Origin of the sequence: Vibrio sp. SALL6 (genome assembly GCF_002002385.1) — a bacterium.
GTDB lineage: Bacteria > Pseudomonadota > Gammaproteobacteria > Enterobacterales > Vibrionaceae > Vibrio > Vibrio parahaemolyticus.
Map to the genome: position 1 here is coordinate 24,166 of NZ_MQVK01000008.1, position 26,274 is coordinate 50,439.

24 protein-coding genes are annotated in these 26,274 nt (G+C 45.9%); 23 read left to right on the forward strand and 1 reads right to left on the reverse strand.

Features of this window, described 5'->3' with window-relative positions; genetic code table 11:
* Positions 1-20 precede the first annotated feature (20 nt).
* The 10 genes from BIW15_RS04425 to acpS all read left to right on the forward strand — a co-directional run bounded on the left by BIW15_RS04425 (position 21) and on the right by acpS (position 8,628).
* Complete coding sequence (locus BIW15_RS04425) at positions 21-647, forward strand: sigma-E factor negative regulatory protein (RefSeq protein ID WP_005481241.1); 627 nt, start codon at positions 21-23, stop codon at positions 645-647.
* Positions 644-1,606, forward strand: coding sequence for a sigma-E factor regulatory protein RseB (gene rseB / locus BIW15_RS04430; RefSeq protein ID WP_005490311.1), 963 nt, complete (start codon positions 644-646; stop codon positions 1,604-1,606). Before BIW15_RS04425 ends, rseB begins: the two co-directional genes overlap by 4 nt.
* A complete protein-coding gene (locus BIW15_RS04435; RefSeq protein WP_005493915.1) occupies positions 1,606-2,076 on the forward strand; it encodes a SoxR reducing system RseC family protein in 471 nt (156 codons plus the stop codon). Before rseB ends, BIW15_RS04435 begins: the two co-directional genes overlap by 1 nt.
* Positions 2,077-2,203: 127 nt before the next feature.
* Positions 2,204-3,997, forward strand: a complete 1,794-nt coding sequence (lepA, locus tag BIW15_RS04440; protein WP_025517489.1) for a translation elongation factor 4 — start codon at positions 2,204-2,206, stop codon at positions 3,995-3,997.
* Between the two features lie 103 nt (positions 3,998-4,100).
* On the forward strand, positions 4,101-5,000 hold the full coding sequence (gene lepB / locus BIW15_RS04445; protein ID WP_005460682.1) for a signal peptidase I: 900 nt from the start codon (positions 4,101-4,103) through the stop codon (positions 4,998-5,000).
* A gap of 20 nt (positions 5,001-5,020) precedes the next feature.
* A complete protein-coding gene (rnc, locus tag BIW15_RS04450; RefSeq protein WP_005460683.1) occupies positions 5,021-5,698 on the forward strand; it encodes a ribonuclease III in 678 nt (225 codons plus the stop codon).
* Positions 5,691-6,653 carry a GTPase Era gene (era, locus tag BIW15_RS04455; RefSeq protein WP_005460684.1) on the forward strand — a complete coding sequence of 321 codons (963 nt, stop codon included), beginning with the start codon at positions 5,691-5,693 and terminating at the stop codon, positions 6,651-6,653. The genes rnc and era overlap by 8 nt, the downstream gene beginning before the upstream one ends.
* 121 nt (positions 6,654-6,774) lie before the next feature.
* Complete coding sequence (gene recO, locus BIW15_RS04460; protein WP_005482573.1) at positions 6,775-7,506, forward strand: DNA repair protein RecO; 732 nt, start codon at positions 6,775-6,777, stop codon at positions 7,504-7,506.
* Positions 7,503-8,234, forward strand: coding sequence for a pyridoxine 5'-phosphate synthase (gene pdxJ / locus BIW15_RS04465; protein WP_005484124.1), 732 nt, complete (start codon positions 7,503-7,505; stop codon positions 8,232-8,234). The genes recO and pdxJ overlap by 4 nt, the downstream gene beginning before the upstream one ends.
* Before the next feature lie 13 nt (positions 8,235-8,247).
* On the forward strand, positions 8,248-8,628 hold the full coding sequence (gene acpS, locus BIW15_RS04470; RefSeq protein WP_017449143.1) for a holo-ACP synthase: 381 nt from the start codon (positions 8,248-8,250) through the stop codon (positions 8,626-8,628).
* Between the two features lie 69 nt (positions 8,629-8,697).
* Here the strand turns inward: acpS and barA are convergent, their stop codons facing one another.
* The gene (barA, locus tag BIW15_RS04475; protein WP_045588333.1) at positions 8,698-11,496 is read right to left on the reverse strand and encodes a two-component sensor histidine kinase BarA; all 2,799 of its coding nucleotides are present in this window, start codon (positions 11,494-11,496) and stop codon (positions 8,698-8,700) included.
* Positions 11,497-11,689: 193 nt separating this feature from the next.
* Between barA and rlmD the strand changes: the two genes are divergently transcribed.
* From rlmD to rpoS, 13 genes are all read left to right on the forward strand, one after another.
* Positions 11,690-13,009 carry a 23S rRNA (uracil(1939)-C(5))-methyltransferase RlmD gene (gene rlmD / locus BIW15_RS04485; protein ID WP_023585671.1) on the forward strand — a complete coding sequence of 440 codons (1,320 nt, stop codon included), beginning with the start codon at positions 11,690-11,692 and terminating at the stop codon, positions 13,007-13,009.
* 124 nt (positions 13,010-13,133) lie between these two features.
* The gene (gene relA / locus BIW15_RS04490) at positions 13,134-15,353 is read left to right on the forward strand and encodes a GTP diphosphokinase (protein ID WP_005490307.1); all 2,220 of its coding nucleotides are present in this window, start codon (positions 13,134-13,136) and stop codon (positions 15,351-15,353) included.
* Between the two features lie 214 nt (positions 15,354-15,567).
* Positions 15,568-16,359: a nucleoside triphosphate pyrophosphohydrolase gene (mazG, locus tag BIW15_RS04495; RefSeq protein WP_024699982.1), complete on the forward strand. Its 792-nt coding sequence runs from the start codon at positions 15,568-15,570 to the stop codon at positions 16,357-16,359.
* Between the two features lie 218 nt (positions 16,360-16,577).
* Complete coding sequence (locus BIW15_RS04500; protein WP_005455581.1) at positions 16,578-18,218, forward strand: CTP synthase; 1,641 nt, start codon at positions 16,578-16,580, stop codon at positions 18,216-18,218.
* Between the two features lie 78 nt (positions 18,219-18,296).
* The gene (eno, locus tag BIW15_RS04505) at positions 18,297-19,598 is read left to right on the forward strand and encodes a phosphopyruvate hydratase (protein WP_005455579.1); all 1,302 of its coding nucleotides are present in this window, start codon (positions 18,297-18,299) and stop codon (positions 19,596-19,598) included.
* Positions 19,599-20,224: 626 nt separating this feature from the next.
* A complete protein-coding gene (gene ftsB, locus BIW15_RS04510) occupies positions 20,225-20,506 on the forward strand; it encodes a cell division protein FtsB (RefSeq protein ID WP_005455577.1) in 282 nt (93 codons plus the stop codon).
* A 1-nt stretch (position 20,507) separates the two neighbouring features.
* Positions 20,508-21,212: a 2-C-methyl-D-erythritol 4-phosphate cytidylyltransferase gene (ispD, locus tag BIW15_RS04515; RefSeq protein ID WP_005478544.1), complete on the forward strand. Its 705-nt coding sequence runs from the start codon at positions 20,508-20,510 to the stop codon at positions 21,210-21,212.
* A 17-nt stretch (positions 21,213-21,229) separates the two neighbouring features.
* Complete coding sequence (gene ispF / locus BIW15_RS04520; protein WP_005380896.1) at positions 21,230-21,706, forward strand: 2-C-methyl-D-erythritol 2,4-cyclodiphosphate synthase; 477 nt, start codon at positions 21,230-21,232, stop codon at positions 21,704-21,706.
* 46 nt (positions 21,707-21,752) lie between these two features.
* Entirely contained in the window at positions 21,753-22,796 is a 1,044-nt protein-coding gene (gene truD, locus BIW15_RS04525) for a tRNA pseudouridine(13) synthase TruD (RefSeq protein WP_005455570.1), read from the forward strand.
* The gene (gene surE, locus BIW15_RS04530) at positions 22,796-23,572 is read left to right on the forward strand and encodes a 5'/3'-nucleotidase SurE (RefSeq protein WP_077280633.1); all 777 of its coding nucleotides are present in this window, start codon (positions 22,796-22,798) and stop codon (positions 23,570-23,572) included. Before truD ends, surE begins: the two co-directional genes overlap by 1 nt.
* Positions 23,572-24,198, forward strand: a complete 627-nt coding sequence (locus BIW15_RS04535) for a protein-L-isoaspartate(D-aspartate) O-methyltransferase (protein ID WP_005455562.1) — start codon at positions 23,572-23,574, stop codon at positions 24,196-24,198. The genes surE and BIW15_RS04535 overlap by 1 nt, the downstream gene beginning before the upstream one ends.
* 14 nt (positions 24,199-24,212) lie before the next feature.
* Positions 24,213-25,136 (forward strand): peptidoglycan DD-metalloendopeptidase family protein, encoded by a 924-nt coding sequence (locus tag BIW15_RS04540; protein ID WP_024699751.1) that lies wholly within the window; start codon positions 24,213-24,215, stop codon positions 25,134-25,136.
* Positions 25,137-25,216: 80 nt separating this feature from the next.
* Positions 25,217-26,206 (forward strand): RNA polymerase sigma factor RpoS, encoded by a 990-nt coding sequence (gene rpoS / locus BIW15_RS04545; protein WP_005478537.1) that lies wholly within the window; start codon positions 25,217-25,219, stop codon positions 26,204-26,206.
* Positions 26,207-26,274 lie beyond the last annotated feature (68 nt).

The following is a 26,274-nucleotide window of genomic DNA, read 5'->3' on the forward strand; positions in this document are numbered from 1 at the left end:
TAATAACTATGGTGAAAACAATGGCTGACAAAGAACAACTTTCAGCTCTCATGGATGGAGAATTGGTCGATAAGGCTTTAATTCAAGAGTTAGAGCAAGACCAAGAGAGCCGTGAAGCTTGGCAGAATTATCACCTAATTGGTGATGTGATGCGAGGCGAGGCGCCAGCAAAACCTGAGTGGAATATTGCTGAAAGCGTAGCGTTAGCGTTAGAAGACGAACCTGTGCATCGTGCGATCGATTCGCGCAGTGCCAATGTCATTTCAATCGCTGATGCGCCTAAAGAGTCGCAACCAGAACCGCAAAAAGCCAAACGTCAGTTGCCAGCGTGGTTAACTCAGTTTGGGCAAGTCGCTGTTGCTGCATGTGTGTCGCTAGTCGTTATCTTAGGTGTGCAGCAATACGGTGGTAGCGATCCAATGTCGCCACAAGCTGAACAGTTACCAGTTTTGCAAACCGTTCCGTTTGCAGGCAGTGCTGAACCTGTGAGCTTAACTCGTGAGTCCGTAGAGCGCTCAGTGGGTGAGGCAAATATGCAGGAGCAACGTAAACGCGTTCATGCTATGCTGCGTGACTACGAATTGCAGTTAAGAATTAACAGTGACGCATCTCAGCAAGATGCGCATCTGACTCCGGATAGTGAATGAAAAAATTTCTGATCAGCGCTTGCGCTCTGTTCAGTATGATGTCTTCGCAAGCCTTTGCTGGTGATAAGCCGGCGGAGGCTTTATTGCATCAAATGAGCGAGGCGAGTAAGAATTTAAGTTACGAACTTTCTTACATCCTTATCAAAAAGAACAGCATTGAGCCTTTGCTTTATCGTCACGCGACACACGGCGAAGATCAGTACGCTCATCTTGTTTATTTAAGTGGACCTGTACGTGAGGTGATTCGTCGCGGAACAGAAGTGAGTTATATCGAAACTGGCGTGGAACCGTTCACTATCGAATCAGGCAAAATGGTTGCACCAACGATACCGATGCTTAACACCAATATCGACGAGCTAAACCTGTATTACGACTACGTTCAAGTAGGGCGTGCGCGTGAAGCCGGTGTTCCAACTCAGGTATTACGCATTGTGCCGAAAGACGGACTACGTTATTCCTATGTCCTTTGGATTGACGAAAAGAGCAAATTGCCACTTCGCGCCGATCTTGTCGATCGTGATGGCGAGATGCTAGAGCAATACCGCACGATCTCTTACACAGTAAACCCTAAAATTGCAGAGTTGATGAGCGGCCTTGAAGACGTTCAACTTCCTGCTGTGCTTACAATGCCGAAAGGTGAAATTGGCACGAGCAATTGGACTGTGGGCTGGACTCCAGACGGTTTTCATCCAAACGATCTCAACCGCTACCGTATGGCATCAACAGACCAAATGGTAGAAAGTCAGTTGTATTCTGATGGCTTGTTCAACTTCTCTGTTTACGTAGCAAATAAAGATGAGCATTCATTAAAAGGACAACTGGTTCGTCAAGGCCGTAGAACCTTACACAGTTTTGTTAATGGTGATTATGAAATCTCGGTGGTCGGAGATATTCCGCCAGCTACGGCGCAGCGCATTGCTCAATCTGTCACATTTAATGTAACAAAGAGTAAGCAATAATGATGACTGCGTTGGCTACCGTGACCGGAGTAGAGCGTCACGGTAAGCAGTACGAGATAGATTTAAGCTGCGAGCAGCAAACGAGCTGCAGCAGCTGCTCCTCGCAAAAAAGTTGTGGCACAGGTGTTGTCACTAAAGCGATAGGTAATAAGAGCCTGTCGTGGCATCTGCGCACAGAAAAAAACGTGCAAGTCGGTCAAGTCGTGGAAATCGGCTTTCCTGAATCCAGCCTTATCAAGTCAGCCATGGCGGTGTATCTACTGCCTTTATTTGGTTTGATTCTTGGTGCTATGGTTGGTCATTTCTTACTGACTCCTCTGACCGCTGGTGGAGAAGGCATTGTTATTCTCGCATCCATGCTATTTGCAGGCGGTGGTATGTGGTTCGCAAAACGCCTATCAAAACCGCTTGAAGATGAGTCAAAACGCCAAGTCACCCTCATTCGAGTTCTCGGTGAACCTATCCAATAAGCTCTACACTTTAAATTAGGTGCGCCCGTTAACGAAATTCGGTAGAATCTGCCAACTTGATTGAAATGCCGTCAAATGATGGCTTTCTTACTGTCCCAATTTGTAAAGAGTTAGTCACCCTAAATCTATGAAGCACATTCGTAACTTTTCGATTATCGCCCACATCGACCATGGTAAGTCGACCCTATCAGACCGTCTAATCCAAGTTTGTGGAGGATTAAGCGATCGTGAAATGGCCGCACAGGTTCTGGATTCTATGGATCTTGAACGTGAGCGTGGTATCACCATTAAATCTCAGAGTGTGACGCTAAACTACACCGCTAAAGACGGTGAAACTTATCAGCTGAACTTCATCGATACTCCGGGACACGTAGACTTTGCATACGAAGTATCACGTTCTCTAGCGGCTTGTGAAGGCGCGCTATTGGTTGTTGATGCTGGTCAGGGTGTAGAAGCGCAAACACTTGCTAACTGTTACACCGCGATCGAAATGGATCTGGAAGTAGTGCCAATCCTAAACAAGATCGACTTGCCAGCCGCTGATCCTGAACGTGTAGCTGAAGAAATTGAAGAAATCGTTGGTATTGATGCGATGGACGCAACACGCTGTTCTGCGAAGACAGGTCTGGGTGTTGAGGACGTTCTAGAAAACATCGTATCAGCAATTCCAGCGCCAGAAGGTGATCCTGATGCGCCGCTACAAGCGCTGATCATTGACTCATGGTTTGATAACTATCTTGGCGTAGTATCTTTGGTACGAATCAAAAACGGTTCACTGAAGAAGAACGACAAGATCAAAGTAATGAGCACAGGCCAAGCTTGGGGTGTAGACCGTTTGGGTATCTTTACACCTAAGCAAGTGGATACTGATGTTCTAAATACTGGCGAAGTAGGTTGGGTTGTTTGTGGTATTAAAGACATCCTAGGCGCACCAGTAGGTGATACGCTAACGTTAGCGAAAAACGGCAGCGACAAGCCACTTCCTGGCTTTAAGAAAGTGAAACCTCAGGTATACGCGGGTCTGTTCCCTGTATCATCTGACGATTACGAAAACTTCCGTGACGCACTGGGTAAATTGAGCCTAAACGATGCATCGCTATTCTACGAACCAGAAAACTCAGCAGCGCTTGGTTTTGGTTTCCGTTGTGGTTTCCTTGGCATGCTGCACATGGAAATTATCCAAGAGCGTCTAGAGCGTGAATACGATCTCGACCTGATTACCACAGCGCCAACGGTAGTTTACGAAGTTGAGAAAACGGATGGTGAGCTACTGTACGTTGATAGCCCAGCGAAGCTACCTGCAATTAACGACATCGAAGAGATTCGTGAGCCGATTGCGCGTTGTAACATCTTGGTGCCTTCTGATTACCTAGGTAACGTCATTACACTTTGTGTTGAAAAACGCGGTATTCAGGTGGATATGGTTTACCACGGTAACCAAGTTGCAGTGACTTACGACATCCCAATGGCGGAAGTTGTTCTCGACTTCTTCGACCGTCTGAAGTCTACGTCACGTGGTTACGCATCTCTGGATTACAACTTCCAACGCTTTGAAGCGTCAAACATGGTACGCGTAGACGTACTATTGAACGGCGACAAAGTGGATGCACTTGCGCTTATCACGCACAAAGATCAGTCTCAGACTCGTGGTCGTCAGCTGGTTGAGAAGATGAAAGAATTTATCCCTCGTCAGATGTTCGATATCGCGATTCAAGCGGCTATTGGTAACCACATCATTGCGCGTTCTACCGTTAAGCAGCTACGTAAAAACGTAATCGCAAAATGTTACGGTGGTGACGTGAGTCGTAAGAAGAAACTTCTGAAGAAACAGAAAGAAGGTAAGAAACGTATGAAGCAGATCGGTAACGTTGAACTGCCTCAAGAAGCGTTCCTAGCAATTCTTCACGTCGGCAAAGATTAGAGTTGAACTTTGTCCCACTGTTTTTGGTCATAAGACGTTAGAACTTAAATAAGTGAAAGGGTTTAGGCTCTTTCACTTTCGTATTTTTAGATAAGGGAATTTAATGGCGAATACATTCTCACTGATGCTGGTTATCGTCACCTTGGTAACGGGGGTAGTTTGGCTACTGGAAAAGCTGGTGTTTGCAAAAAAACGTCAAGCGAAAGTAGCGGAGATTCAAGCGCAAACTACAAATGGTTTGGATGCGGTCACTCTACAGAAAGTGGAGCGCCAGCCATGGTGGATTGAAAACAGTGTGTCTATTTTCCCTGTTATCGCTTTCGTCTTAGTATTACGTTCTTTTATCTATGAACCGTTTCAAATCCCGTCAGGCTCAATGATGCCAACCTTGCTGGTTGGTGATTTCATTTTAGTTGAGAAGTACGCGTATGGTCTAAAAGACCCAGTATGGCGTACTCAGCTAGTGGAAACTGGTAAGCCTGAACGTGGTGATATTGTTGTCTTTAAATACCCACCTCAACCAAGCGTTGATTACATCAAACGTGTCGTTGGTTTGCCGGGTGATATTGTTCGTTATTCTGGTGATAAGCAGTTGTGCATTCAAAGCCAAGGCGAATCCAGCTGTAAGCCAGTTAAGCTGAGTAATGTAGAAGAGAGTCAATTCAAATCAAACGGTATCCCAATGATCCAACTGGATGAGAAATTGGGTAACGTTGAGCACAATATTTTGGTTAACCCACTTGTACGTAACCGTGTGGAGCAATACTTCCCACGTAGCGGTACAACTGAATGGGTGGTACCTCAAGGTCAGTACTTTGTGATGGGTGATAACCGTGACAACAGTGCAGACAGCCGTTACTGGGGCTTTGTTCCTGAAGCTAACCTTGTCGGCAAAGCTGTTGCCATTTGGATCAGCTTTGAGTTTGATCGTGGCGCAGATAGCGTTCTACCTTCATGGATCCCAACTGGTGTGCGTTTCAACCGCATCGGTGGTATTCACTAACTATTTAATATCGAGAGAGTATGAATTCTCCAATTGATAAACTAGAGAGAAAGCTCGGCTACCAATTTAAGGATGCTGGGCTTATCAACTTGGCGCTGACTCACCGCAGCGCCAACAGCAAGCACAATGAACGTCTTGAGTTTCTGGGCGATTCAATTTTAAGTTTTGTCATCGCTGATGATCTGTACCATCGTTTTCCGAAAGTGAACGAGGGTGACATGAGCCGTATGCGCGCTACTCTGGTACGTGGACACACATTGGCGGAACTGGGTCGTGAATTCGATCTAGGAGATTATTTAAAATTAGGTCCAGGTGAATTGAAGAGTGGCGGTTTCCGCCGAGACTCTATTCTAGCCGATGCGGTAGAAGCCATTATTGGTGCGATTTACCTAGATAGTGATATTGAGAAAGTACGCAGTATTGTTCTGAGTTGGTACAACTCGCGTCTTGAAGCCATCAAACCTGGCGTATCACAAAAAGACCCAAAAACTCGCCTACAAGAGTTCCTGCAAGGCAGAAGAAAGCCGCTGCCTGTCTACACAGTGACTAATATTAAAGGTGAAGCGCACAACCAAGAGTTTACGGTTGAGTGTGAAGTAGCAGGTGTGGATAAGCCTGTAATCGGTAAAGGCACCAGCCGCCGCAAGGCAGAACAGGCGGCAGCAGAAACAGCACTAGAGCAATTAACTAATGGCTGATAACGAATTCGACATCGATGCGTTTTTCGCATCACATGGTGAGGTGAGCTCACCGGAAAACCAGCATTGTGGTTTCATTGCCATCGTTGGTCGTCCTAACGTGGGTAAATCGACGCTTCTGAACAAAATTTTAGGTCAGAAGATTTCGATCACGTCACGTAAGCCACAAACGACGCGTCACCGTATCATGGGCGTCGACACAGATGGCGATTACCAAGCGATTTACGTTGATACTCCAGGACTTCACATTGAAGAAAAACGTGCAATCAACCGTTTGATGAACCGCGCTGCAAACTCATCGTTGAGTGACGTGAACCTAGTTTTCTTCTTGGTTGATGGTACCCATTGGACTAAAGACGATGAGATGGTGTTGACCAAGCTTCAGAAATCGAACTTCCCTGTTGTACTTTGTGTTAACAAAGTCGATAACGTGCAAGATCGTAATGAAGTGATGCTACACATGGCTGAAATGTCTAAAAAAATGGACTTTGTCGATGTAGTGCCAATCTCTGCAAAGCAAGGTAAGAACATTGATGTATTGCGCAAGCACGTACGTAATCACCTGCCGAAAGCGACGCATCACTTCCCTGAAGAATACGTAACGGATCGCTCTCAGCGTTTCATGGCTTCAGAAATCGTACGTGAAAAGCTAATGCGCTTTACTGGTGATGAACTGCCATATTCTGTAACGGTTGAGATTGAGCGTTTCGATTACAATCCAGAAACCGACGGTTTCCATATCAACGCCCTGATTCTTGTTGAACGTAATGGTCAGAAGAAGATGGTGATTGGTAAAGGCGGCGAGAAGATCAAAACCATTGGTCGTGAAGCACGTCTAGATATGGAAGAGTTGTTCGGTCGTAAAGTTTATCTAGAGACTTGGGTTAAAGTGAAGTCTGGTTGGGCAGATGACGAACGTGCACTACGCTCACTAGGTTACATCGACGATCTATAATTTGAGGCGAGAGCACTTCGTTTCAATATTAAGTAGAATCCAATATCGATTAAAATAAGGAGCCGCATGGCTCCTTATTTTTTACTATTCTGGCATTAGATTTTTAGGCACACAGATTTAGATGAGCAACTTATCCGCAGAAGGTTTTCAACGCTGCTTTGTCCTGCACCGACGCCCTTACAGTGAATCGAGCTTAATCCTTGATGTATTTAGCGAGGAGTATGGTCGTATCACGCTAATGGCCAAGGGCGCGCGTAGTAAACGCTCCAATCTAAAAGGCGCACTGCAACCTTTTACGCCTCTATTGCTTAAATGGTCTGGTAAAGGGTCGATGAAAACGTTGCGCCAAGCAGAGCCTATCAGCCTCGGTTTACCTTTATTTGGGATCAACCTGTACTCCGCCATGTACGTCAACGAGCTCGTTGGGCGAGTGCTAATGGCAGAAGTCCCAATGCCTGCACTGTTTCATGATTACCTGCATGCCTTAACCGAGCTCGCTCAGTGTGAAAACCCAGAACCCGCATTACGCCGTTTTGAGTTGGCTTTGCTCTCTTCAATGGGGTATGGCGTCGACTTTTTGCACTGTGCTGGCACGGGTGAGCCGGTCGATCCTGAGATGACGTACCGCTACCGAGAACAAAAAGGATTTATCGCATCGGTAAGGCGCGACAATCTAACATTTTTGGGTAATGAGCTGATTGCAATCAGCGAGCGGCGGTTTGTCACTAAAGAGCAGTTAAAAGCGGCAAAACGCTTTACACGTATAGCCTTAAAGCCGTATCTTGGCGGCAAACCTTTAAAAAGTCGTGAATTGTTTATTCAGACACCCAGAGCACGGAGTAATGGAAAATGAGCTCAATTTATTTAGGCGTTAATATCGACCATATTGCCACTCTACGTAATGCGCGTGGTACAAAATACCCAGATCCTGTACACGCTGCGGAAATCGCAGAGCGTGCTGGGGCGGACGGCATTACCATCCACCTGCGTGAAGACCGTCGCCATATTTTGGATCGTGATGTGCGTATTCTACGTGAGACGATTCAAACACGTATGAATCTAGAAATGGCGGTCACTGAGGAAATGGTTGAGATCGCACTAAAAACTAAGCCAGAGTTTGTTTGTCTCGTACCAGAAAAGCGTGAAGAGCTCACCACTGAAGGCGGCTTAGATGTGGTTGGCCAACTTGAGAAAGTAAAAGCGGCAACGCAAAAGCTAACGGAAGCGGGCATTAAAGTTTCTCTGTTTATTGATGCGGATCGTCAGCAAATTGAAGCGGCGAAGCAGTGTGGTGCACCATTTATCGAGCTTCATACTGGTCATTACGCTGATGCAGAAACAGAAGAAGAGCAACAAGCAGAGTTGAAGAAGATTGCTGCGGGTGCAAGCTACGCTGATGACCTTGGTATTATTGTGAATGCTGGCCACGGTCTGACTTACCACAACGTGGCACCAATTGCTGCGCTACCAGAAATTTACGAGTTGAACATTGGTCACTCTATCATTGGCCGTGCAGTGTTTGATGGCCTAGAAAAGTCTGTGGCAGAGATGAAAGCACTGATGATCGCGGCACGCAAATAACTAGGTTCTACGAATGGCTATTTTAGGTTTAGGAACCGACATTGCTGAAATCGAGCGTATAGAGAAAGCGCTAGGCCGCAGTGGTGAACCTTTTGCTCGACGTATTCTCTCTGAGGATGAAATGGCAAAGTTTTCGCAACTTAAGCAGCAAGGGCGTTATCTTGCTAAGCGTTTTGCCGCTAAAGAGGCAGCATCGAAAGCGCTTGGTACAGGAATTGCACAAGGCGTAACTTTTCATGATTTTACCGTCTCGAATGATGAGTTGGGTAAGCCAATTTTAATGCTGTCTGGCGTGGCTCAAAAAATGGCGCAGACGATGGGCGTTAATCACGTTCATTTATCCATTTCTGATGAACGTCACTACGCGGTTGCGACCGTGATTCTTGAATCCTAACCCTTTAAGCTGAATAACAAAAGCCAGAGCAAATGCTCTGGCTTTTTTGTATGAAGTTTAGTCAGAATGCTACTGCTCTAGATAAAGTTTTGCGGTGGTGGTGACCTTAATCATTTCATCTTGCAGTTCAAACATTTCAGGTTCAATTTCCTCAATGCTGGCTCCTGAACGAAGTGCGTGTTCAAGCGTAGCGCAGAGAGATTTTAGCCTTGGTACGCCACAATAAGAGCTACTGCCGTGCAGTTTGTGGATCACATGAATTAACTCTTCACGCGAATAATTGTCTTGCTCAAGTGCGTGGTCGACAACTTCTTCTACTTCTGGAATGAAATCGATCAACATACGCAGCATATCTTTGGCTAAGTCTTCCTTATTAGCGCTCTGTTTCAATGCGGCTTGCCAGTCAATAATCACATCAGGTTGTGTATTTTCAGCTGTAGCAGGTGCTTCACTTGCTGGTTCATCGACGTAGGACGGCGCAACTTTCCCTATGCTTTCTGTACAGGTATTCGGATTCCAGTGGACCAACACTTGTTGCAGTACATGCTCTTCAATTGGTTTGGTGAGGTAATCATCCATACCTGCGGCGAGCAGACGATCGCGCTCCCCGGCCATGGCGTGCGCGGTAACGGCGATCACTGGTGTGTCTTTGTTTAACTCAAGCTCTTTGATGTTCTGACAAGCGGTCACGCCATCCATTAATGGCATTTGGATGTCCATAAAGATCAGGTCGTATTTCTTCTCGGTAGCGAGATTTACGGCTTGCTGACCATTGCTACAAGCCGTTACGGTTTCAACCCTTTCTTTCAATAGTGCTGAAATCAGTTTTAGGTTTGCAGGGTTATCATCCACCGCGAGCACCGTCAGTGGCAGTCGTTCGCTTTCTTCTGTTTCAACAGGAGCGGCAATAGCTTGAGGTGCTTCAACATGTTCATTGATCAAACTTTGCAGCAGCTTACGGCGAGATAGCGGTTTGGTTAAGCACTGGATTTGATGCTCGGTCATGATTTGGTCGGCAAGCGCTAATTCGGTGCTCGGTGTACCCATGATGACACTTGGCGCCATGCGCTTCGCTTGCTCAATCCAAGCAGCGACTGATTGCTCGTCATAAGTTTGGTTAGCTGCCAAGTTCAGCAATACGTAATCGTAGTGCTCTTCGTTCTCTGGTAAGGAAGAACGATAGGTCACGAGAATACCTTCTTGACTCAAGATCTGCTGAGTCACCGATGCCGCTTGCATGTTTGGTTCTACCAACAGCAACTGTTTGCCCGTAAGTAGCTCGACTTCAATCAGATCGCTCATTGGCATTTCTGTCGAGTTGAGGCGAAGCGTAAACCAGAATGTCGAACCTTGGTGAAGACGACTGGTCAAACTGATTTCGCCGCCCATTTGACTTACCAGTTTCTGGGTGATGACTAAGCCAAGCCCCGTACCACCATATCGACGAGATATGCTGGCATCCGCTTGGCTGAATGCTTGGAATAACTGCGCTTGTTGACGCTCTGAAATACCGATACCGGTGTCTCGCACCATAAATTGCAGCTCAACCGAGTCACCTGCTTGTGAACGCATTTCGACGCTAACATCGATGTTTCCGCGCTCAGTAAACTTAATGGAGTTCCCCACCAAGTTAGTCAAAATTTGTTGGATACGTAGCGGGTCTCCGACTAGACCTGGAGGGATCTTCGGATCCACTTTCAAGGTGATCTCCAGACCTTTCTCATGCGCGCTGGTGGCTTGTAGGTTGATTACTTCTTCTAAGCTTTCGCGGAAATCAAACGGAATGTTTTCCAACGCCAACTTACCGGCTTCCAATTTCGAGAAATCGAGAATGTCATTGATGATGTTTAGTAGGTTGTTTGCGGACTTCTCAATGGTTTGCAAGTAGTCGGTTTGACTATTAGAAAGCTGCGTTTTGAGCATTTGACGAGTAAAGCCAATTACACCATTCAATGGCGTACGTAATTCGTGCGACATATTGGCCAAAAATTCTGACTTCACACGTGCGGCTTCTTGTGCGCGCTTCTTCGCAATATCGAGCTCAACGTTTTGAATTTCTAACTGTTCCAAGGTTTCGCGTAGGTCTGACGTGGCTTGGTCTATACTGTGCTGCATCTCGACATGGTATTCCGATAGCGAAACCGCCATGGCGTTGATACCGTTTTTCAGTTGGTCTAACTCGCCGTGCATTTTGCCTTCGATACGCACATCCAAGTGACCACGACGAATGCGATCAACGACGTTTTTCATGTGCGTGATTGGTTGGGTAACATCATGCATTAAGCGGGAAGCAAACACGCTAGCAAGCCCAAGACCAAGGATCAAAACAAGGAAAGCGGAGAAGACTTCTTGGTATTGCTGCAAGCGTAAAGAAGAAAGATCCATTTCTACCGCGATGTAGCCAATGGCTTTCGTGCCTTGGTTTTCGTTAGACAGTTCTGATAAATAGTGTCCTTCCGATAAAATCGGCACACGCAGGATTAGGGAGTTCTCATAGATTTCCGAATTTCCCAGCTTCGGGATCGGCTTATCTTTTGGGAACATCAGCGCTTCAAAATTAGGATGGAAGTTTGACGTGACGAACAGTTCATGGTGTTCATCAAATACGGCAATACTGCGAACGAGTTTGGAATTTTTACGGTGCGCGTAGCTAATCAGGCGACGTACGGCTTCACGGCTTTCAGCAAGTAGGTGAGATTCACTGGCGATCGCAAGAGGTTCAATAATGCTATTGCCCGTAGTGATAACTTGTTTCTCTAGGTCCTGATAGCGATTAAAGGAGAAAAAGCCGCTCAGTAATAAACCAATAATGAGAGTGGGAGCGAGAGTCAGCGTAATTACACGTGCTCGTAAGCCATATCTGGTCATGTTATCTAATTACATCGGAGTCTGGATATGGGAAAATAACGCATTATTTCTCAAGAGTAGTCATACTGCCTTGAGCAAAGAAGTGACGTCACCGGATAAACGGTAAGCATAATCAAGTCACTCGAATCACACAACGGCTGCAATCAAGAATAGTGAAGCAGCAGAGCAATTAGACACTAATCAGGCACAGAGCATGGCACGTATCTTTCAACCTAAAAAGAAAACGCAATTAAACACTCGTCACCAAGCGGTACAAGTAGAGCGTTTGGATCACCACGGCGCAGGTATTGCTTACCTTAAAAAGAAACCGTTGTTCATTGACGGCGCATTACCAGGTGAAGAAGTGGTGACGCAATTGGTGGAAGAGAAGAGCAAATTTGCTCGCGGCAAGCTGATTAAAATCCTAAAGCCAAGCGACGCGCGCGTTGAGCCATTTTGTCCGCATTATCATGAATGTGGCGGGTGCGATTTGCAGCATCTCAATTATGACCAACAATTGACGCACAAACAGCAGACGCTTCGTCAGTTAATGCGAAAATTTGCTGGCAGTGACATTGATTTGGATGCGCCAGTATTGGGCGAGTCTTTAGGTTACCGACGTCGTGCTCGCGTGAGTTTGTTTGTCGATAAGAAAACGCGTCAGTTGCACTTCGGCTTCCGCAAAAAGCAAAGCAAGCAAATTGCACAAGTGACGGATTGTCCGGTATTGGCTCCTGAGTTGAATGTGCTATTGCCTGAGATTTATTCGGTGCTAACAGCGTTCAAAAAGCCAGAGCAATTGGGGCATGTAGAACTGGTGTTGGGTGACAACGGGCCTTGTATCACGCTGCGACACTTAAGTAATTTGGCCGATGAAGAAGTCAGTGCATTAGTTGAATTAGCGACACGCCATCAAGCCTCGTTGTATCTGATGCCAGAAACTGACCAACTTAACTTAGTTGCAGGTGAGGTGCCTTTCTATCAAGAAGCGGGCGTAAAAATCCCTTTTGCTCCGAACAACTTTATTCAGGTCAACCAAGCGGTGAACCAGAAAATGGTGGAACAGGCGATTGAGTGGTTAGACCCTCAAAGTGACGAACGAGTGTTAGATTTGTTCTGTGGATTAGGCAACTTCAGCTTGCCGATCGCAAAGCGTGCTAAACATGTCGTTGGCGTAGAAGGTGTGGCTGAGATGGTCGAAAAAGCCTCAAATAATGCATCTTTGAACCAAATCAACAACGCGCAATTTTATCACGCTAACCTTGAGCAGGATTTTGACGGCCAAGTTTGGGCTGCAGAAAAGTTTGACAAAGTATTGCTGGATCCTGCACGAGCAGGAGCGAGTGGGATCATCGATCAAGTTTCTGCGCTTGGCGCTCAGCGTGTAGTTTATGTTTCTTGTAATCCTGCTACCCTTGCAAGGGACAGTCAGAGCTTGCTAGAGCAAGGCTATCAACTAACCAAATTAGGTATGCTGGACATGTTCCCTCATACCAGCCATCTAGAATCGATGGCACTGTTTGAAAAGTCTTAACTTTTAAGACGTTGGCCGTTTACTTGTGGTGGGCGGTCATAAAGCCAACACTCAACGTGGAGGCAAAGAACTAACCTGGACGGTGTTAGTCAAACCACACAAATATAATAATTAGGATGATGAGATGGTTGCGGTAAGAAGCGCGCATTTAAACCAAAATGAACAGTTTGAACTTGAAAACTGGGTGGCTAGCCTAGGACAAGAGAAAAGCACAGCATCACGCTTAATCGAAGTTTATCGAGATTGCCAAACGATTTTGGCGGGTCACGAACAAGCCGAACTCCTGTTGTGGCGAGGACGAGAGATGATCGAAATTCTGATCACCTTGTCGATGGACAAAGCAACATTAGTGGCGGCTCAACTGTTTCCTTTGGTTTCAAGTGGTGCTTTCAACAGAGAACTTCTTGAAGAAAAATACAGCAAAGAAATCATTAAGCTCATTGATGGCGTAGAAGAAATGGCCGCTATCGGTCAGCTTAACGTCACGATGGAAGGCAGCGCTGCGTCGTCTCAAGTAGACAACGTTCGTCGCATGCTGCTTGCCATGGTGGATGATTTTCGTTGCGTTGTCATCAAGCTAGCAGAACGAATTTGCAACCTTATTGAAGTCAAAAAAGCACCGGACGAAGTTCGACGTGCTGCGGCGAAAGAGTGTGCCAACATTTATGCTCCACTGGCTAACCGCCTAGGTATCGGTCAGCTTAAGTGGGAAATCGAAGACTACGCTTTCCGTTATCAACAACCGGACACTTACAAGCAAATTGCAAAGCAGCTTGCTGAGCGTCGTATTGTCCGTGAGCAATACATCAAAGATTTTGTCGAAGACTTATCTCAAGAGATGAAAGCTTGTGGCATTAATGCCGAAGTAAGTGGTCGTCCTAAACACATCTACAGCATTTGGCGAAAAATGCAGAAGAAGAGTTTGGCGTTTGATGAATTGTTTGACGTGCGTGCAGTACGTATCATCGCCGACAAACTGCAAGATTGTTACGCTGCGTTAGGTGTGGTTCATACCAAATACAAGCACTTACCGAGTGAGTTCGACGACTACGTTGCAAACCCAAAACCAAACGGTTACCAATCGATTCACACCGTGATTCTTGGCCCTGAAGGCAAAACCATCGAGATTCAAATTCGTACCAAGCAAATGCACGAAGAATCTGAGCTGGGCGTTGCCGCGCACTGGAAATACAAAGAAGGTGCGAGCAGCCGCAGTGGTTACGATGAGAAAATTACCTGGCTGCGTAAACTGTTGGATTGGCAAGAAGAAATGTCCGACTCTGGTGAGATGTTGGATGAACTCCGAAGCCAAGTCTTCGATGACCGCGTCTACGCATTTACACCACGCGGCGATGTTGTCGACTTACCAATGGGGGCAACGCCACTAGACTTTGCTTACCACATTCACTCAGAAGTCGGGCACCGTTGTATTGGTGCCAAAGTTGGTGGCCGAATCGTGCCGTTCACCCATAAACTCCACATGGGCGATCAGGTCGAAATCATCACAGCAAAAGAGCCAAACCCATCGCGAGACTGGTTAAACCCATCACTAGGCTTTGTTCATTCAGGGCGTGCTCGTGCGAAGATCAACGCTTGGTTCCGTAAACAGAGTCGTGAGAAAAACCTCGAAGCGGGACGTGAAATCCTAGAACACGAGTTGGTGAAGATTGGCGCGACGTTAAAAGATGCAGAGCATTACGCCCTAAAACGCTTCAACGTCAATACGCCGGATGAACTCTACGTCGGTGTAGGCAGTGGCGACCTGCGTATCAATCAGATCATCAACCACATTAATGCACTGGTGAATAAACCAACGGCGGAAGAAGAGGATCAGCAAGCGCTAGAAAAACTTCAAGAAGCCGAGCACAAAGCACCAGCGCAAAGTCGCCCGAAAAAAGACGCGGTAGTAGTAGAAGGTGTTGATAACCTAATGACGCACCTAGCTCGCTGTTGTCAGCCAATTCCAGGCGATGACATTTGTGGTTACATCACCCAAGGCCGAGGTATCTCAGTGCACCGCAGTGACTGTGAACAGCTCGAAGAACTGCGTCATCACGCACCAGAACGTATCATTGATACCGTATGGGGCAGCGGATTTGTAGGGTCATACATCCTCACCGTGCGTGTCGAAGCGATGGAGCGAGGCGGTCTATTGAAAGACATCACCACACTATTTGCCAACGAGAAAATCAAAGTGACCAGCATGAAGAGCCGTGTCGATTACCGTCGTCAGCTCGCCATCATGGATTTTGATCTTGAGGTGACCAATATTGAGGTGCTCTCTCGCGTTTCGAAACGTGTCGAGCAGATTAAGGATGTTATGTCGGTAAAACGCTTAGGCTAACTTTCACGTCGTACTTGTCACTTTTACTGCGTTTACTCCGGAGTGCCGGCCCAGGCTCATCACATAGGCGAGCTATGCTCAGGAGTCGCGAAAACTTGTTGCCTTGTCAAAGTAACAATTACTTAGTGAAGCTGCTGAGAAAATATAATGTAGAAGGTGAGTGGTTTTGGCTGCTCACCTTTTTCTTTAGATAGAAAGGTTTAAAGGAACGAAAATGAGTCATCCAATTGAACAATTAGAACAAATCATGGCGAAGCTACGTGACCCAGAAAGCGGTTGCCCTTGGGACTTAAAACAAACCTTTGACACCATCGTTCCGCACACCATCGAAGAAACCTACGAAGTGGTGGATGCGATTCAGAATCGTGATTGGTCAAATCTGAAAGAAGAGCTGGGTGATTTGTTGTTCCAGGTGATTTTTTACAGTCAATTAGCGAAAGAGCAAGGGCTGTTCGAATTTTCGGATGTGGTCGAAACCGTGAACGAAAAACTGACTCGTCGCCATCCGCATGTTTTTTCGGATGTTGAGTTTGAGTCTGACGAGGAAATTAATGCCAACTGGGAAGCGGAAAAAGCAAAAGAAAAAGCGCAAGTAGGCAAAGCTGAAGAAAGTATCCTAGACTCAATACCAAACTCTTTACCGGCGCTTTCTCGTGCTACAAAGATTCAGAAGAAATGTGCGAAATACGGATTCGATTGGGATTCGCTTGGGCCAGTAGTCAGTAAGGTTCAAGAAGAAGTGGATGAGGTGATGGAAGAAGCGCTTCAAATCGATCCAGATGAAGAGAAAGTCGAACTTGAGTTAGGGGACTTGTTGTTTGCCACGGTCAACTTAGCACGTCATCTTGGCAAAGACCCAGAAGTGGCATTAAGCAAAGCGAACATTAAGTTTGCCAAGCGTTTTAAGCAAGTTGAAGGTAAGGTCGCACAATCAGGAAGAACACTCACCGAGTGTACGTTGTCAGAACTCGACAATTTTTGGAATGAAGTGAAAAAAGAAGAGTGAAGTTGCAGACAAAATAGTCACAGCGCGATTTATGGGACAAGTCTGACTCAGAACATAAATAAGCACTTTGCTTTGTCTCTACCCACTTTGATTTGAAGCAAAAAATAAAAAATTACGGTGTGATAGATTTCACGTTGTGGCGGTAAGGAGCTTCTGGTATATTTATCTCCCGTCCAGAAGCACTCCATTTCCCTCATTCAACCAATTTCAGGTTAAACATGACGACAAATTACATTTTTGTTACTGGCGGGGTTGTATCCTCTCTAGGTAAAGGTATTGCAGCAGCATCTCTTGCAGCTATTCTAGAAGCTCGTGGTCTTAAAGTGACTATGATGAAGCTTGACCCTTACATCAACGTTGATCCAGGCACAATGAGCCCAACTCAGCACGGTGAAGTGTTTGTTACGGAAGATGGCGCAGAGACTGACCTTGACCTTGGTCACTACGAGCGTTTCATCCGTACCAAGATGACCAAGCGTAACAACTTCACTGCAGGTCGTGTTTATGCCGACGTACTTCGTAAAGAACGTCGTGGTGACTACCTAGGCGCAACAATTCAAGTTATCCCTCATATCACTAACGCTATCAAAGACCGCGTAATTGCAGGTTCTGAAGGCCACGATATTGCTATCGTTGAAGTTGGTGGTACGGTAGGTGATATCGAATCGCTACCATTTATGGAAGCAATCCGTCAGCTAGCAGTAGAACTTGGCCGTGAACGCGCAATGTTCATGCATCTAACTCTTGTTCCTTACCTAGCAGCAGCTGGCGAAGTGAAAACTAAACCGACTCAGCACTCTGTTAAAGAGCTACTGTCTATCGGTATCCAACCAGACATCCTAGTTTGCCGCAGCGATCGCATGATCCCAGCAAACGAGCGTAAGAAGATTGCACTTTTCTGTAACGTTCCTGAAAAAGCGGTAATCTCAATGAAGGACGTAGATTCAATCTACAAGATCCCTCAACTTGTTAAGTCTCAAGGTCTTGATGACCTAGTGTGTACTCGTTTCGGTATTGATGCGCCAGAAGCTGACCTTTCTGAATGGGAACAGGTTATCTACGAAGAAGCGAATCCAACAGGTGAAGTAACTATCGGTATGGTCGGTAAATACATCGAACTACCAGATGCGTACAAATCTGTGAACGAAGCACTTAAGCACGCAGGCTTGAAAAACCGCCTAAACGTAACCATTAAGTACGTAGACTCTCAAGACATCGAAACTAAAGGCGTTGAGCTTCTAGAAGGTCTAGACGCTATCCTAGTTCCAGGTGGTTTCGGTGATCGTGGTGTTGAAGGCAAGATCCGTGCGGCTCAATACGCACGTGAAAACAAAGTGCCTTACCTAGGTATCTGTCTAGGTATGCAAGTTGCCCTTATTGAATACGCGCGTAACGTTGCGGGTATGGAAGGTGCACATTCAACAGAATTTAACAAAGACACGAAGTACCCTGTGGTAGGTTTGATCACAGAATGGGTTGATGAAACAGGTAACGTGGAAGAGCGTACTGAATCATCTGATCTTGGTGGTACGATGCGTCTAGGTTCTCAGCTATGTCACCTAGAAAAAGGTACAAAAGCTCGTGAACTGTACGGTAGCGCGACGATCCATGAACGTCACCGTCACCGTTACGAAGTGAACAACGTTCTTCGTCCACAAATTGAAAAAGCAGGTCTTAAAGTGTCAGGCCTATCTGCGGACAAGAAGCTAGTGGAAATGATTGAGAACCCAGCTCACCCATGGTTTGTAGCAGCTCAGTTCCACCCTGAATTCACATCGACTCCTCGCGATGGTCACCCATTGTTTGCAGGTTTCGTTAAGGCTGCGGGTCAATACTCACGCGGCGAATTCGAGAAGTAAAAGGATACGGGCGGCGGCGAAGGTTGTGCTGCTGCCCTTTAAAATTGACATTTATATTTGAAACGAGAGGAAACATTAATGTCTAAGATCGTTAAAGTTCTAGGTCGTGAAATCATCGACTCACGTGGTAACCCAACTGTAGAAGCTGAAGTACACCTAGAAGGCGGTTTCGTAGGTATGGCGGCAGCTCCATCTGGCGCATCTACTGGTTCTCGCGAAGCTCTTGAGCTACGTGACGGTGACAAAGCACGTTTCCTAGGTAAAGGTGTTCTTAAAGCAATTGAAGCTGTAAACGGCCCAATCGCTGAAGCTCTAGTTGGCAAAGACGCTAAAGACCAAGCTGCAATCGACGCAGTAATGATCGAACTAGACGGCACTGAAAACAAATCTAAATTCGGTGCGAACGCTATCCTAGCAGTTTCTCTAGCAAACGCTAAAGCTGCAGCAGCAGCTAAAGGCATGCCTCTATACGAGCACATCGCTGAGCTAAACGGTACTGCTGGTCAGTTCTCTATGCCTCTACCAATGATGAACATCATCAACGGTGGTGAGCACGCAGACAACAACGTTGACATCCAAGAATTCATGATTCAACCAGTTGGCGCTGCAACTCTTAAAGAAGCTGTACGCATGGGTGCGGAAGTATTCCACAACCTAGCTAAAGTTCTTAAGTCTAAAGGCTACAACACAGCTGTTGGTGACGAAGGTGGTTTCGCTCCTAACCTTAAATCTAACGCTGAAGCTCTAGAAGTTATCGCAGAAGCTGTTGCTGCTGCTGGTTACGAGCTAGGCAAAGACGTTACTCTAGCTATGGACTGTGCTGCATCTGAGTTCTTCGACAAAGAAGCTGGCATCTACAACATGAAAGGTGAAGGCAAAACTTTCACTTCTGAAGAGTTCAACCACTACCTAGCTGGTCTAGTTGAGCAATTCCCAATCGTATCTATCGAAGACGGTCTAGACGAGTCTGACTGGGATGGTTTCGCACACCAAACTCAACTTCTAGGCGACAAGATCCAACTAGTTGGTGACGATCTATTCGTTACAAACACTAAGATCCTAGCTGAAGGTATCGAGAAAGGCATCGCTAACTCTATCCTAATCAAGTTCAACCAAATCGGTTCTCTAACTGAGACTCTAGCTGCAATCAAGATGGCTAAAGACGCAGGTTACACAGCAGTAATCTCTCACCGTTCTGGTGAAACTGAAGATGCAACTATCGCTGACCTAGCGGTAGGTACAGCTGCAGGTCAAATCAAAACTGGTTCTATGAGCCGTTCTGACCGTGTTGCTAAGTACAACCAACTAATCCGTATTGAGGAAGCTCTAGGTGAGCGCGCTCCTTTCAACGGTCTTAAAGAAGTTAAAGGCCAAGCTTAATTCTTATTGAATTAGTTTAGCTAAATAGCTTTTTGAAACCCTCGCTAAGGCGGGGGTTTTTGTTTATTGGCGTATGTTTAAAAGCAGATGGTTAAGAGCGATGAGCTGTTTTGACCGTGTTGCTGCTATACCCAAAAGAAAGCAACCAACTAATCCGTATCGAGGAAGCTCTAGGTGAGCGCGCTCCTTTCAACGGTCTTAAAGAAGTTAAAGGCCAAGCTTAATTCTTAATTGAATAAAGTTTAGCTTGAAAGCTTTCTAAAAACGCCCCACTTCGGTGGGGCGTTTTTGTGTTTAAAGGCCGGTATTTTAGAGTGATGAGCTGTTCTGACTGTACTGCGGTAATACCTAGAAGCAACCAACTCATCTGTATCTAGCAAACTCTTAGTTAGCTAACCGCCCTGATTTCTCAGGTAATTGAAACCGAATCTTCCTCTTTCTAGCACGTAAACGGTTCTTTACTTTCTCGATTAAAGAGTGCCATCGAACTTAGGCATTTTTTATTTTCGTGCTTATTTCCTGTAAGGAGCGTGTGAGTCTCCCTTTATCCCCTAGAGGCAACTCGGCATTTATGCTATATATGTCATCTTATCTAATTCCTTCCGGTACAGAATGTTAGCAGCGATATGCGAATCTTTGTTATAGCCCTTACGTTACTGTTTGGTTGGCTTCAATACACTCTATGGTTTGGTAAAAACGGGGTGTCTGACTACTACACAGTAAAAGATGAAATTGAAGTTCAACAGCAGGTGAACAGCAAGCTACAAGCTCGCAATAATGAAATGTTTGCTGAGATAGATGACTTAAAGCAAGGACTTGATGCGATTGAAGAAAGAGCACGTCATGAACTTGGCTTGGTGAAAGAAGGAGAGACCTTCTACCGCATAGTTGGTGAGGAAAACCCGTAAGATGTCAGAGAACGTTTCATCTCATATCGCTATTGTACCAGCGGCTGGTGTTGGTAGCCGAATGAAAGCAGATCGACCTAAACAATATTTGTTAATCGATGGAAAAACGGTATTGGAACATACCGTAGAGAAACTGCTTGCTCACCCTCAAATCGCGAAAGTTGTGGTTGCGGTTACAGAAGGTGACCCATACTACCCTGAACTATCGATTGCCCTGCACCCAGACGTAATACGTGTCGCTGGTGGTAAAGAAAGAGCCGATTCAGTGCTTTCAGGGCTAAACTATGTAAGTGCGCAGCTTCCGTGTGAATGGGTTCTGGTCCATGATGCCGCGAGACCTTGCGTAACATTAAACGATATTGATCGTCTGATTGATGTTTGTTGTGCTCATCCTACTGGTGGCATTCTTGCCTCGCCCGTGAGAGATACAATGAAACGAGCGAACAAAGAAAACAACATCGATCATACCGTAGACAGAGAAGCATTGTGGCATGCACTGACTCCACAAATGTTTAAAACTCAGCAGCTAACAAGAGCACTGGCAGACGCATTGCAGCAAGGTGTTGCGATCACTGATGAAGCATCGGCTTTAGAGTGGTTGGGAGAAACGCCAGCTTTAGTTCAAGGTAGTGCGAATAACATTAAAATTACTCAGCCAGAAGATCTCGCCTTAGCCGAGTTTTATCTTAGCCGTGAGCGCGGCTAGAAAATAAAGGATAAAAAATGATTCGAATTGGTCATGGTTTCGACGTACACAAATTTGGCGGTGAAGGCCCTGTGATTATTGGTGGTGTTGCAATTCCTTACGAACAAGGCCTGATTGCGCACTCAGACGGCGACGTTGCTCTGCATGCTCTCACCGACGCTTTGTTAGGTGCGATTGCTGCGGGTGATATTGGCCGTCATTTTCCAGATACCGACGATAAATGGAAAGGTGCGAACAGCCGCGAATTATTGAAAGACGTTTACCGTCGAGTAAAAGAACAAGGCTACCGCCTTGGTAATGCAGACGTCACCATCATGGCGCAAGCGCCGAAAATGGCGCCTCACATTGATGCAATGTGTGCAGCCATTGCCGAAGATCTAGAAACCGATATTAGCAACATCAACGTAAAAGCAACGACGACAGAACGTCTTGGTTTTACTGGACGCAAAGAAGGCATTGCTACAGAAGCAGTCGTGCTTCTATTTAAGCAATAATCGAATAATTTGCTCCTTAAAGCTGCATAAGCAGTGGAAATACATCATGTCGAATATTTTATCCTCATTGGCTTACCTCACAGGCAAGCCAGTCGCATCAGCAAAAATTAAAGCGCAACCAGAACACTTTCAGGTTCGCGAAGATTTGGGTTTTGCCTTCACGGGAGAAGGTGAACACTTAATGGTGCGCATTCGAAAAACAGGTGAGAACACCAGTTTCGTCGCTAACGAGCTAGCGAAAGCTTGTGGTGTTAAGTCTAAAGACGTTAGTTGGGCAGGCCTGAAAGATCGCCATGCAGTAACCGAACAATGGCTAAGTGTTCATCTGCCTAAAGGTGAGACTCCAGATTTTTCGACATTTTTGGCGCAATACCCAAGTATTGAAATTCTGGCGACCGATCGACACAACAAAAAACTGCGTCCTGGTGACTTAATCGGGAACGAGTTTGTGGTTACCTTGTCTGAAGTGACAGATGTGGCGGATGTAGAGCAACGCCTTGAAAAAGTTAAACAAGTTGGTGTGCCAAACTACTTTGGTAGCCAACGCTTTGGTAACGATGGAAATAACCTCGACGAAGCTCGTCGTTGGGGACGAGAAAATGTTCGTACGCGTAACCAAAACAAACGCAGCATGTACCTGTCTGCCGCGCGTTCATGGATTTTCAACCGCATCGTTTCTGCTCGTCTAGAAAATGGCGTGTTTGATAAATTCATCGATGGTGACATCGCACAGACATCACAAGGATTGTTGGCTGTTGATGCGAATAACCTTGCTGATATGCAAAACAAGCTTGCATTGAGTGAAGTTGAGATTACTGCCGCTTTAGCGGGTGATAATGCGTTACCGACCCAAGCTGATGCACTTGCATTAGAACAGCCATTTATTGATGAAGAACCTGATTTAATGGCTCTAATCCGTGGGAATCGTATGCGTCACGATCGTCGTGAAATCGCACTCAAACCAAAAGACTTAGCTTGGAACGTTGAAGGTAACAATATTACGTTGACCTTCTCACTCGATGCAGGCTCTTTTGCCACATCCATTGTTCGTGAGTTGGTGAATGAGGTCAAAGTAGAAAGAGAATACTAATGGAACTGGATTCACTAAATACAAAACCTTTAAGAATTCTAATTAGTAATGACGACGGTGTGCATGCTCAAGGAATTCACGCGTTAGCGGATGATCTGAGAAGCATCGCGGAAGTGATCATTGTTGCCCCAGACCGAAATCGTTCTGGTGCATCAAACTCACTGACATTGGAACAGCCTCTGCGAGTCACAGAAATTGCTCCTAATACTTATTCGGTTCAAGGGACACCGACAGATTGCGTTCATTTTGCTCTAAATGAGCTGATGAAAGATGACCTGCCAGATCTTGTATTATCTGGCATTAATCATGGTGCAAATCTGGGGGATGACGTTCTGTACTCTGGTACCGTCGCTGCAGCAATGGAAGGGCACTTTCTTGGCGTGCAAGCCATTGCATTTTCACTGGTTGGTAAACGTCATTTTGAGTCGGCTGCTGAAATTGCTCGACAGTTGGTTGAGCAACACTTGTCAGCGCCAATCCCAACCAACCGTTTGTTGAACGTAAACATACCTGATTTGCCTCTCGAGAGTCTTGGTGAAATCGAAGTGACCCGTTTAGGTGCTCGTCATCACGCAGAGAATATGATCAAGCAGAAAGATCCGCGTGGGCATGATATCTATTGGTTAGGGCCTCCGGGGAAAGAACAAGATGCGGGTGAAGGTACCGACTTCTATGCGATTGAGCACGGTCGAGTTTCTATTACCCCACTGCAAGTAGACCTCACGGCTCATGAGTCTCTGCGTGCGATGGATAGTTGGTTGAAGGAAGAGAAGTAATGAGTAACCCACATGCTGACAGGTTGATAGCGTTTCTTATCTCCAGTGGCATCAAAGATCAACGCGTTTTGGATGCAATGCATTGTTTACCGAGAGAGAGCTTTGTTTCTCAAGCGATGATGCACCAAGCCTACGATAACAATGCGCTACCGATTGGTCAGGGACAAACTATTTCTCAACCTTACATCGTCGCTCGCATGACCGAGCTGCTTGAGCTTCAACGTGCTAGTAACGTTTTGGAAATCGGAACCGGTTCTGGGTACCAAACCGCAGTTTTAGCACAAATCGTTGACCATGTTTATTCCGTTGAACGCATCAAATCTTTGCAATGGGAAGCGAAACGTCGTCTTAAGCAACTTGATATCTACAATGTCTCGACGAAGCATGGTGATGGCTGGTTAGGATGGGAAACGAAAGGTCCGTTTGACGCCATCATTGTTACCGCTGCTGCAGAAGTGATTCCCCAAGCTCTTCTCTCACAGTTAAAAGATGGCGGTAAAATGGTGATTCCTGTCGGAGATGCTGAGCAGCAACTACTTAGAATTGAACGCAAGGGTGACGAGTACCTTTCTACCGTTGTGGAAATGGTTCGCTTTGTTCCTCTTGTCGCGGGTGATTTGGCTTAAGGATCTGAGGTTAGGTGAGTAAGTTACTGCGTCATATTGGTATTAGCTTTGTATTAGCTGCGGGACTCGTTGGTTGCGCGGCTCACTCACCTGCGCCTGTTTCCAGCCTAAAGAAGGATTATTCGAGCGTTGAGCGTGGCAGTTATAGAGGGAGTTACTACGAAGTAAAGAAAGGTGACACACTTTATTTCATTGCTTACGTCACAGATAAAGATGTAAATGATCTTGTACGTTACAACGAACTCTCTCAGCCTTACACCATTTATCCAGGTCAAAAGCTAAAACTTTGGGCTCCGAAATATGTCGCGCCAAAATATGGCCAAAAAGTTGAACCCGTTGTAGTACCTGTAGTTACAACGACACCGCCTCCAGTGGTGAAGCCAACGACGACGACAAAGCCTGTGACTTCAAGTAAAAACTCTAGTCAAAAGCCTACAACAACTCCGACTAAAGTCGCACAAAAAGAGCCGCCAAAGAAAGTTGAACAAACCAAAGCAAAGGAGTATGTTGGTTCAAAAGATAACCAACCTACTAAACCGAAGCCGCCAACAACGACGGTACAAAACGACAAAGTATCGAAGTGGTTGTGGCCGACAAAAGGGAGAGTAATCAAGAGCTTCTCGGCGGGAGAACAGGGAAATAAAGGCATTGACATCGCAGGACAGCGTGGTCAGCCTATCGTTTCAACCGCAGCCGGCACGGTCGTTTATTCGGGTAATGCGCTAAGAGGTTATGGCAACCTAATTATAGTGAAGCATAACGACAATTATTTAAGCGCATACGCACATAACGACAAACTGCTGGTAACAGAAGGTCAGAGTGTAAAAAGCGGACAGAAAATTGCGACCATGGGTAGTTCAGGCGCAAAATCCGTCAAGCTGCACTTTGAAATTCGCTACCAAGGTAAATCAGTGAATCCAAAACGCTATTTACCGTAAGACTTTGAAAAACAACTTGCGAAATCATTTAGCGACATATTGAGTTGTCATGTCTTGCTAACTCGCCAGGGGGAGGCGTTATGAGTATCAGCAACACAGTATCCAAAGTTGAAGAGTTTGAATACGACAATGCGTCAGAGACGACCATTGATAACGAACTCGAAAAATCATCATCTACTACCGAAGGCAAAACAGCTGTCCGTGAAGAGTTTGACGCGAGCAGTAAAAGCCTAGACGCAACTCAATTGTATCTAGGTGAAATTGGCTTCTCACCTCTACTTACTGCTGAAGAAGAAGTCCTTTACGCCCGCAGAGCATTGCGTGGTGATGAAGCGGCTCGTAAGCGCATGATCGAAAGTAACTTGCGTTTAGTAGTAAAAATTTCTCGTCGGTACAGCAACCGTGGCCTAGCGCTACTCGATCTTATTGAAGAAGGTAACCTCGGCTTGATCCGAGCGGTTGAAAAATTCGATCCAGAAAGAGGCTTCCGTTTCTCAACTTACGCAACATGGTGGATCCGTCAAACGATCGAACGTGCGTTGATGAACCAAACTCGCACCATTCGCTTGCCTATTCATGTCGTGAAAGAGCTGAACATTTATCTGCGTACTGCGCGTGAACTTTCTCAAAAGCTCGATCATGAACCAACTGCAGAAGAAATTGCTGCTCAATTAGATATACCAGTAGAAGATGTCAGCAAAATGCTGCGTCTTAACGAGCGTATTAGCTCCGTTGATACCCCAATTGGTGGTGACGGTGAAAAAGCGCTTCTGGATATTATTCCTGACGCAAACAACTCTGATCCAGAAGTGTCGACTCAAGATGATGACATCAAATCGTCTTTGATCCATTGGTTGGAAGAGTTGAATCCAAAACAAAAAGAAGTGCTTGCACGCCGTTTTGGTTTGCTTGGTTATGAGCCGTCTACGCTTGAAGAAGTGGGACGAGAGATTGGTCTTACCCGTGAGCGTGTACGTCAAATTCAAGTGGAGGGTTTACGTCGACTTCGTGAAATCCTAATTAAACAAGGCCTAAATATGGAAAACTTGTTTAACGTCGAAGACGATTAATACTAAGCTTTCTCGAAACATAAAGGGCTATGGATAACCATAGCCCTTTTCTGTTTTAGGGGAGATTA